The sequence below is a fragment of the Pseudoalteromonas sp. BZK2 genome (assembly GCF_014349195.1).
Lineage (GTDB): Bacteria > Pseudomonadota > Gammaproteobacteria > Enterobacterales > Alteromonadaceae > Pseudoalteromonas > Pseudoalteromonas simplex.
Genome location: NZ_JACSOG010000001.1, coordinates 81,988 through 93,561, shown reverse-complemented (window position 1 = coordinate 93,561; position 11,574 = coordinate 81,988). Strand labels below are relative to the sequence as shown.

Genomic DNA, 11,574 nt, shown 5'->3' with positions numbered 1-11,574 from the left:
ATAATGAATCGTTGGCACGGAATTGATGAGTTTTTAGCGGTAGCAGAAACAGGCAGTTTTACAAAAGCAAGTAAGCTATTGGGTATGTCAGTGGCCCATGTAAGCCGCTATGTGAGCCAATTAGAAGAGCGATTAAACACCCAATTGCTAACCCGAACCACTCGTAAAGTGGTGCTAACGCAAGAGGGGCAGGTATTTGCGCATCAAACAAAACAATTACAACATGCCATGGATGATGCTACGGCATTACTTGCAGAGCAGCAATTGACACCTAAAGGCAGTATAAAACTAACAGCTCCTGTGATGTACGGTGAAAGTTTTATCATGCCTGCGGTACATTCGTTTATGCAAAAGCACCCAGATATTGAAGTGATCAGCCATTTAAGTAATGAGCAAGTTAATCTATTAGAAGATGGGTATGATCTGGCTATTCGCCTTGGTCATTTAAAAGATTCATCTTTAAAAGCACGGCGCATCAGTCAGCGCAGGCTTGTTATTTGTTGTAGCCCTGAATATATCAATAAATTCGGCCAACCACACAGTGTCAGTGAATTACATCAGCACAATTGCCTTATCGGTAATAACAGTTACTGGCGGGTAAAAGAGCAGGGCCAAGATAAGCACATCAAAGTGGCTGGGCGTTTAGCCTGTAACAGTGGTTGGGCATTGGTTGACGCTGCTATCAAAGGGTTAGGCATCGTGCAATTACCAGATTACTATGTCAATGAACACTTAGCCGATGGCAGGTTGACTGCTGTTCTTTCGAATGTTGCACCTGAACCTGAAGGGGTGTGGGGGGTGTATCCACCAAGGCAGTTTATTGCAACCAATGTAAAAGCATTACTTGACCATTTGGTTGCTACTGTTCAAGTATCAGATTTATAATTATTTTTTACAATTTCGCGCATCCCATGCTAGCTAAATCTATGCTAACATGAGCGCATATTTAGCCCTTGGAATACCCATAATTTATTATGTTTCAACCTGTTAGCCTTTTTATAGGGCTGAGATATAGTCGCTCCTCAAAGGGCAATGCCTTTATCTCATTTATTTCATTTTTCTCTATCGCGGGCATTGCTATTGGTTTAATGGCCTTGTTTACAGTTAGTTCAGTAATGAATGGCTTTGAAAATAACCTTAAAACCAACATGCTAGGTTTAATTCCTCATATTGAAGTATCAGCCGAAGATAATTCGAAAGAAACCATGCTGCAGTTAAAGCAGCAACTAGCAAATTCTCAAGATGTTAAACAAGTTAACCTATACCGCCATGGCGAAGCCATTTTACAAACTAACCAAGATTTGCACGGCGTATTGTTACAAGGCCTTTATGATGAAGGAAGCTCCATCTATAACGTAAAAGATAAAATTGTTGCCGGCAATTGGTCACAAGTAATGGACAGCAACTACCATATTGCGATTAGCCGCTACTTGAGTCGAAAATTGGGTATTTCGCTTGGGGATAAAGTACGGGTGATCATGCCTAATGCCAGTTCGTATACTCCCCTTGGTCGAGTACCGAGTCAGCGCTTGTTTACCGTTGCTGCACTTTATGAAACACAGTCAGAAATTGATATGTCATTGGCATTTACCAGTGGCTATTCGTTAGGCAGAGTTTTGAAACTAGCAAAATCAGCAGCACCTAACTTGAGTGTATCTCTGTATGAACCATTTGCTGTTGAGCAAGTATTAGAATCTCAGTTAGCTATTTTAAACGATTACAAAGTGACTGATTGGCGAGCTAGCCAAGGGACACTATTTGCCGCTGTGGCAATGGAAAAGCGTATTATGTCGATGTTACTTGGCTTAATCGTGCTCGTGGCAGTGTTTAATATCGTGTCGGCATTAACCATGATGGTGAGCGAAAAACAAAGTGAAGTCGCTATTTTACAAACACTGGGTTTAACTCCGTTACAAGTGCAGCACGTGTTTATGATTCAAGGCTTATATAACGGCCTTATCGGTACTAGTATTGGTGCGTTACTTGGTGTGCTGTTAAGTAGCAACATTAATGAATTATTGAATATGTTAGGCATCAATTTACTAGCGGGCGTGAGTTTACCCGTTAAATTTGATGTGATGAGTTTGAGTTTTATTGCCGCAGGGAGTATTGCGATGAGCTTTTTAGCTACCTTGTATCCTGCCAGAAAAGCTGCAAAAGTGAATCCAGCAGAGGTATTACGTTATGAGTGATTTAGTTATCAATTGTCAGCAGTTAAATAAAGTATATCAAGATGGCGATAACGAGGTTGCGGTATTAAAAGGGGTTGATTTAGCACTTAATCAAGGCGAAATGTTAGCCGTTGTAGGGAGCTCAGGCTCAGGAAAAAGTACTTTACTGCATATATTGGGTACCTTAGATAACGAAAGCTCAGGCAAGGTTGAAATTAAAGGCCAGCAAGTTTCTAAATTAAACCGTAAACAACAAGCCAGTTTCCGAAATGAAAATTTGGGCTTTATTTATCAATTCCACCATCTATTAATGGAATTTACTGCCATCGAAAATGTTGCAATGCCATTATTAATTAAAGGCTTAAGCGCAAAAGCGGCAACCGAAAAAGCCCGTAACATGCTAGATAAAGTTGGGTTATCTCATCGTAGCGAACATAAACCTTCGGCGTTATCAGGTGGTGAGAGGCAGCGGGTTGCAATAGCACGTGCATTAGTTACTGAGCCTGCTTTAGTGCTAGCCGATGAACCAACCGGTAACCTAGATAAACAAAACGCTATTAAAATTTACGATTTGATTAAAGAATTAAATACTAGCTTAAAAACCAGTTTTGTTGTGGTAACCCATGATTTAGAACTTGCAGATAAACTAGGCAAAATTGCCTATTTAGATGATGGTAAGCTTGCTATTAAAGAGTCTCAGCATGTTGCTTAGTGCCTTTATTTCTAAACGATTTCGTGCCCATAGTGGCCAAAAAGACGGACAAAACGGTTTTGTTAGCTTTATCGCTAAAGCATCGACAATCGGCATACTTCTAGGAGTCGCCGTGTTAATTGTTGCTTTGTCAGTGATTAATGGCTTTGAGCAGCAATTAGTACATCGACTTTTATCGGTAGTTCCGCAGGTTGAATATGTTGCCCCTAACAAACCAATCAATAACTGGCAGTCAAAAGTTGCTTTATTGCGTTCTCAAGCCGGTGTAACAGGTGCCGCGCCGTTTATAAGTGTTAACGGCATGGCGCAATATAAAAGTGAGTTAAAAGCAGTTGAAGTGCGTGGTGTTAGCCCTGAATTTGAAAACCAAGTGTCAGCGTTAAACCAATTCACAGAAGGGCGCTTAGTTAGTCAATTACAACAAGAAGATGTGCTATTAGGACAACAAATAGTCAACCGATTAGGTCTTAAAATTGGCGACCCAGTTACCTTATTAATTCCACAGATAAACCAGCAAAGTACAAGCTTGCTTGCACCTAAACGTGTGAGTTTGAATTTGGCGGGTATTATAAAAATGGGCGGCCCAATTGATGAAACAGCGGCTTTTATTCGCCTTGATAAAGCGCAAAGTGTGTTGAGTTTTGAGCAAAACCAAGTAACCGGTTTACGTCTACAAGTAGCTGATGTGTTCGCAGCCCATCAAACGGCGATGCGTGTGGGGCAAGTTATTCCTGATTATGTCTATGTATCGAGTTGGTTTAGAACCCAGGGTAGCTTATATCAAGATATTCAAATGGTTCGCACGATTGTGTATATCGTGGTGTTTTTAATAATTGCGGTAGCGAGTTTTAATATTGTTTCGTCTTTAGTGATGGAAGTACGTGAAAAACAGGCAAATATCGCAATTTTAAAAACCATGGGCGCACAAGATTGCACCATTTTAGCAACTTTTGTGATGCAAGGTTTTACACAAGCTTTAATCGGGGTAATTCTAGGCACGATTATCGGTGTGATGCTTGCGTTAAACATCAGTGAACTGTTCACTTGGGCAAGTAATTTATTTGGCGATAACCCGTTACAAGGGGTTTATTTTATTGAGTTTTTACCCAGTAAATTAGTTTGGCAAGATATCGTTATTACGGTGATTGTGACTTTTATCCTCGCTATTTTGGCAACATTATATCCTGCTTGGCAAGCAACCCGTGTCGATCCTGCAAAAGTTCTTGGTAATTAAGGAGTGTTTATGAATAAGCAAAGGATTATCGATTTTTGGTTTAATGAATTAGGCCCAGAATCTTGGTATCAGCAATCTGATGAAGTTGATGCCTTGATTACGGTTGAGTTTTCAGAATGCCTTTTACAGGTTATCGCAGGCGAGCATGCTGACTGGCGAGTTGATGCCCTAGGCTCTTTAGCTGAAATTATCGTGTTAGATCAGTTTTCACGCAATATTTATCGTAATACGGCGCAGGCTTTTAGCCAAGATCCACAAGCACTAAGCTTAGCGCAAAGAGCAATTGAACTTGGCTTTGATAAAAAATTACCTAGCTCTCAAGCTGCGTTTATTTACATGCCGTTTATGCACAGTGAATCTAAAATCATTCACCAGCAGGCTGAGCAATTGTTTAAAGGCATGAGTAATTATGAATTTGAACTAAAGCACAAAATAATTATTGATAAGTTTGGTCGCTACCCACATCGCAATAAGATTTTAGGTCGCGAATCGACTCCTGAAGAACTGCAATTTTTAACTGAGCCTAACTCTTCTTTCTAGGTTGATTGAATAGTACGCAAGTAAATTTAAATGCTCTTTGATTGCCTGTAAACACTTGCACAGCGCCATTTTAAACCTTAAAGTGTCAGAAATGTTGTAAAAGAGTAACCACCATGGAACAAAAACAAGCAAGACCATTAACACCAGAAGAACAAGCTGAAGCGCAAAAACAAAGTGTTATTTGGCAAAGAGAATGTTTCGAAAATGCACAAAAGCATTTAGCTGAAAAAGGCGTTATTCCGCAAACTGTTGTAGAAAAAGAAAGCCGTTTTATTGCGCCATTAGTAGCTATTTGGAAATTTAAAGCACAAAACGGTAAGAGCTATTGGGTGATCACAGGTCGTTTACCAACCGATCACGCTGAAGCAAGCGCAGCAAACAATGCACGTGAAGTATTACGTTATTTCTCAATGCAGTGGCAAATGAAGGCTGATCAGCTAATGCAATCAGGTGCGGTAGATAAAACCAAAGCTGATTTTGCTAATCTGTTAATCAACCGTGCCCATGGCTTATATGAGTTATTTGAAAAAGAAGAAATGTGGCAAAATGAGCCAGCATAACTAACTCTGCATACCTTCTAACAAAAAAGCTGAATAATGTTATTCAGCTTTTTTATTTAACATATACCTTAGTGCACCAAAGTGAATGGCCGCGTATCAAATTGCTTAATAGGGCAGAGCATTCGTTGCCTTGGAATACCAGCTTCCATAAACACTAAACCATCAGCCGAAAAACCATTTTGTTTGAATCTATCTACTTCATTCAATATGCAATTAATGCTGACACAATCACAGCCTTGCTTTTCAGCCAAATTAACTAAGTAATTCAATAATGATTTATAAACCGAACGATTACGGTGTTCTGGTAAAACTGCAATACGGCCGATAAGGCCATCATTACATAAACGCCCAGTAGCAACTGGGCGTTTACCTTCATCTGTAACGAGCACGTGATGTGCTATTTTATCTAGATGGTCAAACTCAATGTGTCTTGGGATATGTAGTTCATATACAAATACCCGCTCTCGGATTTGTTGTAAGAGTTCCTTGTCGATACTCCATTCAACTTCATCTATTTGATAGCCCATAAACACACACTCCTAACAAAACCAAATACCCTCATTTAAAAGTGTAGTAAAGGTTTCCAAGAAAATGTGATTATTTTTTGAACTATTTATGTCAGCAGCGGTCACCCATGTCTGATCGGTGAGCTTTGTTATTAATTCAAGGTCAGTTAAATCATGCATGTAATTAACACCATTAATACTTAAAAGTATTTTATCGTCAATTACTTGATAGATAGCGCGGGTACCACCTAAACGCTCAAAAACAACGTCTTCATCATTGAGTAAGTCATTTATGTCATCTAAAGTATATGGCTCTTCTAAAGGCGCTAAATCCATGTCATGCTTTGGCTGACTCATACTGTTACCAAGCCAAGTCTTGAATACTGCGTCATCATTAATTGCAGCAATCATAAGTTGCTTTACTTTTTCTGCTTCAGTTTGGTTAAGCTCACCTTTAGATGAGCGCAACTTAAGCTCTGCATCACCGTATCGTTGGTTACCAAGCTCAGTATCGATGAGGTGATCGGCAAATTGTGATAATAAATCGCGTTGGTTTGGCGCTCTAAAACCCACAGAGTAATTAAGTGCATTTTCAACTGCGTAACCTTCATGTGGGCAACCTGGTGGAATATAGAGAATATCTCCCGGCTCTAACACACAGTCGATCACGGCAGGAAATTGCTCAACTTGTAACAGGCTCTTATTTTGTGCAAATTGCTTTAAGTTCGCATCAGGTAAACCAACTCGCCAGTGGCGTTTACCTTCACCTTGAATAATAAACACGTCGTATTGGTCTAAATGCGGGCCCACGCCACCACCCGGGGTAGAGTAGCTGATCATCAAGTCATCGATACGCCAGTTGGGAATAAAGCGAAATGGCTCCAATAGTTGCGCTGCATCGCTATGCCAATGGTCAACTGCTTGCACCAGTAATGTTGAGTGCTTTTCAGTTAGCAAGCTAAAGTCTTCAAAAGGACCATGGTATGCTTGCCAATCATCTGAGTGATTGGTCACAATACGTGATTCAATGCTTTCTTCCATGGCAAGACCGGCCAATTCTTCGGGCTCGATCGGATCTGCAAAATCCTTGAAGCCTTGCTTTATAAGTAATGGTTTTTTCTGCCAATACTCAGCTAAAAATTGCTCTTGGGTTAATGAATTGATGGTTAATTGATACATAACATGACCTAAGCGAATTGATATAAAAAAAGCGAAAGGAAGGCCTTTCGCTTTTTTAAGTCTTAATTTGAATTTAAGCTAAGTTATCGATGAACTCAACAGCACGACCAATGTAATTAGCCGGAGTTAATTTTTTCATTTCTACTTTTGCTTCTTCAGGTAACTCAAGACCATCGATGAAATCAGCCATTATTTCTTGGTTTACGCGCTTACCACGAGTAAGGTCTTTAAGTTTTTCATATGGCTTTTCGATACCATATTTACGCATAACCGTTTGGATTGGCTCTGCTAGTAATTCCCAGTTTTGGTCTAGTTCTGCTAATAAACGCTCTTCGTTTACTTCAAGCTTGCTAACACCTTTTAATGTCGCTTGGTAAGCGATAAGTGTGTAGCCCATACCAACACCTAGGTTACGTAACACTGTTGAGTCAGTTAAGTCACGTTGCCAGCGAGAAACAGGTAGTTTTTGCGCAAGGTGAGTAAAGATAGCGTTAGCAATACCTAAGTTACCTTCAGAGTTTTCAAAATCAATCGGGTTTACTTTGTGAGGCATAGTTGATGAACCAATCTCACCTGCGATTGTTTTTTGTTTGAAGTGGTTAAGTGCAATGTAGCCCCAAACGTCACGGTCAAAATCAAGTAATACAGTGTTGAAACGTGCAACTGCATCGAATAACTCAGCAATGTAATCGTGTGGCTCGATTTGTGTTGTGAACGGGTTGAATGTTAAACCTAGGCTCGTTACGAACTGTTCAGCGTGTTTGTGCCAATCGTAATCTGGGTATGCACTCAGGTGAGCGTTGTAGTTACCTACAGCACCGTTGATTTTACCTAACATTTCTACGCTAGCAATTTGGTCACGTTGACGCTTTAAGCGCATGTAGACGTTTGCAAACTCTTTACCCATTGTCGAAGGGGTAGCTGGTTGACCGTGGGTACGTGTCATCATCGCAACTGACTTGTACTCAACTGCTTTTTCTTTTAATGCATTTAGAAGTTGGTCACAGTATGGAAGTAATACTTTGTCACGCGCTTCAGTCAGCATTAAACCGTGAGACAGGTTATTGATGTCTTCTGAAGTACATGCAAAGTGAATGAATTCGTTAACTGCGTTAAGCTCTGCGTTATCAGCTACTTTTTCTTTAAGTAGGTATTCAACTGCTTTTACGTCATGATTAGTTGTGCGCTCGATCTCTTTAACGCGTGCTGCATCCGCTTCGCTAAAGTTATCAACAATGGCATTAAGTAAAGCATTAGCCTCGTCGCTAAAAGCCGGTACTTCTTTGATTGCGCTAGCTGCAGATAAAGCTTGTAACCAACGAACTTCAACAGTTACACGGGATTTGATTAAACCAAATTCGCTGAAAATGCTGCGTAGTTCCGTGGTCTTGCTGCCATAGCGACCATCTACCGGAGAGATAGCGGTTAACGCTGAAAGCTCCATAATGACTCCTAAATTGTCTAGTTTGAACGATAATTAAATTGATTGTTTAGCAATGGCGAGGATTTTTCTTTTTGCAAAGAAAAAGTGACGGCGTTTACCGCCCATTTGTCGCCATAACACGGCACTACGAATTCCGGCCAATAATAGGGCACGAATTTTGTTTTGCGTGAGCTGCTGTTTTAATAACTCTGGCTTGCCATACACTTGAATACGATGCCCAAGGGGGCTTAGCACCGATGAGTAAATATCAGCAAGCGCTGCTACTACAGTATCATCTGTGATAGCAAAATGGTCGAGGCGACGTTTAACATCATCAATGCGACGACCTAATTCATTTAAACTGTTTTGTTTTGAACTTAATGCACGTTCTAATTGCATTAAACCACCCACATATTTTACGATTTCGACGTCTTTGTCGGCGCCAGCCGAAAGCTGTGCAATCAAAATGCGATAGCCTTCACGTAAATTATGCTTACCCTGATACACGTCTTCAGGGCTATTTGGTGATGTTTCAACAATACAGTTTAGTAATTTTTCTAATTCGTGATCACTGCCTTGGCCATATTGCGCAACTTTTTGTACTTGTTTAGCAACTTGACACATGGCAGCTAAAGCCATGACTTGGTGCTCTGTCATTATTTGATCACCGAATCAATAATACCACCACCTAAACAGACTTCGTCAGCGTAAAATACGGCTGATTGGCCCGGTGTCACTGCCTTTTGTGGCTCATCAAATAGTACGCGCGCCATACCATCTTCACCAACAAGTAAAGTACAGCTGATATCTTCTTGGCGATAGCGGGTTTTAACAGTGCAGCGTGTGGTCCCTTTCGGACCTTCGCGGTCAACCCAGTGCAGCTGGTTTGCATTTAAACCATTGCTGTACAGGCGAGGGTGGTCTTTACCTTGACCAACCACTAATACGTTACGCTCAACGTCTTTATCAACTACATACCAAGGTTCACCCGAACCTTCTTTCATGCCACCAATTAATAGACCTTTACGTTGACCAAGTGTGTGGTACATCAAGCCTTCGTGCTCACCCACTTCGTTGCCATCGGTATCTTCAATTTTACCTGGCTGTGCTGGTAAGAATTTTTGTAAGAAGTCTTTAAATTTACGCTCGCCAATAAAACAAATACCAGTACTGTCTTTTTTATCGTGTGTAATTAAATCTTGCTCTTCAGCGATGCGGCGTACTTCAGGCTTAGCAATATCGCCAACAGGGAAAAGTGTTTGCGCAATATGCTCATGGCTTAGAGTGTATAAGAAATAGCTTTGATCTTTGTTGTCATCGAGGCCACGACACATTACAAATTTATCACCACGTTTTTCGCGGCGAACATAGTGGCCAGTCGCGATGTAATCAGCCCCAAGTGCTTGTGCTGCAAATTCTAGAAATGCTTTGAATTTAATTTCTTTATTACACATGATGTCTGGGTTTGGCGTACGGCCTGCTTTGTACTCTGCTAAAAAGTACTCAAACACGTTGTCCCAGTATTCGGCTGCAAAATTTACAGTGTGAAGCTCAATACCTAGCTTGTCGCACACAGCTTGTGCGTCTTTTAGGTCTTCAGCTGCAGCGCAATATTCATCATTATCGTCTTCTTCCCAGTTTTTCATGAACAGGCCTTCAACTTGATAGCCTTGTTGCTTTAATAAATACGCTGATACAGAAGAATCAACACCGCCGGACATACCCACGATGACTTTAATGTGACTATTTTCGCTCATAATATTCGCTGTCATTTTTTAACTGCTATGGAAAGGCCGATATTATAGCATGCTTTTAGACGCCCAAACCAGCCAAAATCACAGCGCTTATTGGTAAATCAAACTAAGTGGGTAGGCTTTACCAGCTAAATGATCTTCAATGCATTTTAAAACCAGAGGGCTTCTAAGCGGCAGGCTTTTAATTTGCTCAAGGCTAAACCAATCTGCGCTGAGAATGTCATCATCTTTGGGAGATGGTTTAAACAGCTCTGGGCTATTAAAAGCAAAGCTAAAACGCATATAGTGAATGCCATTCGTGGCGTGTAAATTATAGATACCAACAAGGTGACTAGCATTTAGACTAATCCCTGTTTCTTCAATAAGTTCTCTATGAGCTGCTTCAGCTAAGGTTTCATTGGCTTCCAAATGGCCGGCAGGCTGGTTATAGCAAATCTCACCTGTGTGTTTATCGCGCTCTTTAACAAGTAAAAATTTTTCTTGGCATGTGACGATGGCGGCCACTGTGACATTGGGTTTATGCATCAGGGTTGTTCACTACTTTAAATTGACCACTGTCTAAGCCATCAAGGGTATAGTTACCAATGCTGTAACGAATTAATCGCAAAGTAGGGAAGCCAACATGCGCTGTCATACGTCGAACTTGGCGATTACGCCCCTCAGTGATAGAGATTTCTAACCAACTGGTTGGTATGTTTTTACGCTCGCGAACGGGCGGGGTACGTGGCCAAATTGCCGGCTCGTCAATACGCATAACCTTGGCTGGCTTGGTCATGCCATCTTTAAGCTCTACGCCTTTGTTAAGTGCAAAGATAGCCTCATCAGTCACATCACCTTCTACTTGCACCCAATAAGTTTTAGCTGTTTTTTTATTGGGTTCAGTGAGTGTGTGTTGTAATTTACCGCAGTTGGTAAGGAGCAACAGTCCTTCGCTATCTCTGTCTAGGCGTCCTGCTGCATACACGTCTTTAATAGTAATAAAGTCGGCAAGCGTTTTGCGGTTTTGATCATCAGTAAATTGGCAAAGCACATCAAATGGTTTGTTCAATAGCACCACTTTGCGCTGCTCTGGGCTAATTGCCTTTTTAACTTGGCGTTTTTGAGTAGGTCTTGAATAAGTACGACCGCTACTGCGACGTGGTTTGCTATTGGCTTTGTTAACCATTAAATGCACCTAGCCGGTTTAGGTAAACCTGCAATTTTAGTCGCTTGCTTAGCGGGGCCTTTAGGGAATAGTTTATACAAGTACATGCTATTTCCTTTTTCTTCACCTAGCTTTTGGGCCATTGCTTTGACCAGCATACGAATAGCAGGGCTGGTGTTGTATTCTATATAAAAGTCACGCACAAAATGCACAACTTCCCAGTGCTGCTCACTTAAGGTAATGTTCTCTTGCTCAGCAATAATGGGTGCAAGCTCTTCACACCAATCATTTGAATCAAGTAAATAGCCTTGTTTGTCTGTTTCAATCTGTTTGTTATTAAATTCAAGCATG

The 11,574-nt window shown here is 40.9% G+C and carries 14 protein-coding genes; 6 read left to right on the top strand and 8 right to left on the bottom strand.

Features of this window, described 5'->3' with window-relative positions; translation table 11 throughout:
• Positions 1-3: 3 nt before the first annotated feature.
• From BIZ38_RS00430 to BIZ38_RS00405, 6 genes are all read left to right on the top strand, one after another.
• The gene (locus BIZ38_RS00430; RefSeq protein WP_082389169.1) at positions 4-885 is read left to right on the top strand and encodes a LysR family transcriptional regulator; all 882 of its coding nucleotides are present in this window, start codon (positions 4-6) and stop codon (positions 883-885) included.
• A gap of 89 nt (positions 886-974) precedes the next feature.
• The gene (locus BIZ38_RS00425; RefSeq protein WP_187489267.1) at positions 975-2,192 is read left to right on the top strand and encodes a lipoprotein-releasing ABC transporter permease subunit; all 1,218 of its coding nucleotides are present in this window, start codon (positions 975-977) and stop codon (positions 2,190-2,192) included.
• A complete protein-coding gene (gene lolD / locus BIZ38_RS00420; RefSeq protein WP_054561609.1) occupies positions 2,185-2,883 on the top strand; it encodes a lipoprotein-releasing ABC transporter ATP-binding protein LolD in 699 nt (232 codons plus the stop codon). Before BIZ38_RS00425 ends, lolD begins: the two co-directional genes overlap by 8 nt.
• A complete protein-coding gene (locus BIZ38_RS00415) occupies positions 2,873-4,117 on the top strand; it encodes a lipoprotein-releasing ABC transporter permease subunit (RefSeq protein ID WP_187489266.1) in 1,245 nt (414 codons plus the stop codon). Before lolD ends, BIZ38_RS00415 begins: the two co-directional genes overlap by 11 nt.
• A 9-nt stretch (positions 4,118-4,126) precedes the next feature.
• Positions 4,127-4,657, top strand: a complete 531-nt coding sequence (locus tag BIZ38_RS00410; RefSeq protein ID WP_187489265.1) for a DUF924 family protein — start codon at positions 4,127-4,129, stop codon at positions 4,655-4,657.
• A gap of 113 nt (positions 4,658-4,770) precedes the next feature.
• Positions 4,771-5,217 carry a DUF4826 family protein gene (locus BIZ38_RS00405; RefSeq protein ID WP_054551411.1) on the top strand — a complete coding sequence of 149 codons (447 nt, stop codon included), beginning with the start codon at positions 4,771-4,773 and terminating at the stop codon, positions 5,215-5,217.
• Between the two features lie 68 nt (positions 5,218-5,285).
• Here BIZ38_RS00405 and BIZ38_RS00400 read toward each other — a convergent pair whose 3' ends face one another.
• The 8 genes from BIZ38_RS00400 to BIZ38_RS00365 form a co-directional block, all read right to left on the bottom strand.
• Complete coding sequence (locus BIZ38_RS00400; protein ID WP_138615853.1) at positions 5,286-5,744, bottom strand: GNAT family N-acetyltransferase; 459 nt, start codon at positions 5,742-5,744, stop codon at positions 5,286-5,288.
• Between the two features lie 12 nt (positions 5,745-5,756).
• Entirely contained in the window at positions 5,757-6,902 is a 1,146-nt protein-coding gene (locus BIZ38_RS00395; protein ID WP_187489264.1) for a cupin domain-containing protein, read from the bottom strand.
• A gap of 73 nt (positions 6,903-6,975) precedes the next feature.
• Positions 6,976-8,346, bottom strand: coding sequence for an adenylosuccinate lyase (purB, locus tag BIZ38_RS00390; RefSeq protein WP_187489263.1), 1,371 nt, complete (start codon positions 8,344-8,346; stop codon positions 6,976-6,978).
• 33 nt (positions 8,347-8,379) lie between these two features.
• Positions 8,380-8,982, bottom strand: coding sequence for a high frequency lysogenization protein HflD (gene hflD, locus BIZ38_RS00385; RefSeq protein ID WP_054561602.1), 603 nt, complete (start codon positions 8,980-8,982; stop codon positions 8,380-8,382).
• On the bottom strand, positions 8,982-10,082 hold the full coding sequence (gene mnmA, locus BIZ38_RS00380) for a tRNA 2-thiouridine(34) synthase MnmA (RefSeq protein WP_119852693.1): 1,101 nt from the start codon (positions 10,080-10,082) through the stop codon (positions 8,982-8,984). The genes hflD and mnmA overlap by 1 nt, the downstream gene beginning before the upstream one ends.
• A gap of 87 nt (positions 10,083-10,169) precedes the next feature.
• Complete coding sequence (locus BIZ38_RS00375; protein ID WP_138600628.1) at positions 10,170-10,604, bottom strand: NUDIX hydrolase; 435 nt, start codon at positions 10,602-10,604, stop codon at positions 10,170-10,172.
• Positions 10,597-11,244: an rRNA large subunit pseudouridine synthase E gene (locus tag BIZ38_RS00370; RefSeq protein ID WP_187489262.1), complete on the bottom strand. Its 648-nt coding sequence runs from the start codon at positions 11,242-11,244 to the stop codon at positions 10,597-10,599. The genes BIZ38_RS00375 and BIZ38_RS00370 overlap by 8 nt, the downstream gene beginning before the upstream one ends.
• Positions 11,244-11,573 carry a TusE/DsrC/DsvC family sulfur relay protein gene (locus BIZ38_RS00365; RefSeq protein ID WP_138600632.1) on the bottom strand — a complete coding sequence of 110 codons (330 nt, stop codon included), beginning with the start codon at positions 11,571-11,573 and terminating at the stop codon, positions 11,244-11,246. Before BIZ38_RS00365 ends, BIZ38_RS00370 begins: the two co-directional genes overlap by 1 nt.
• Between the last annotated feature and the right edge of the window lies 1 nt (position 11,574).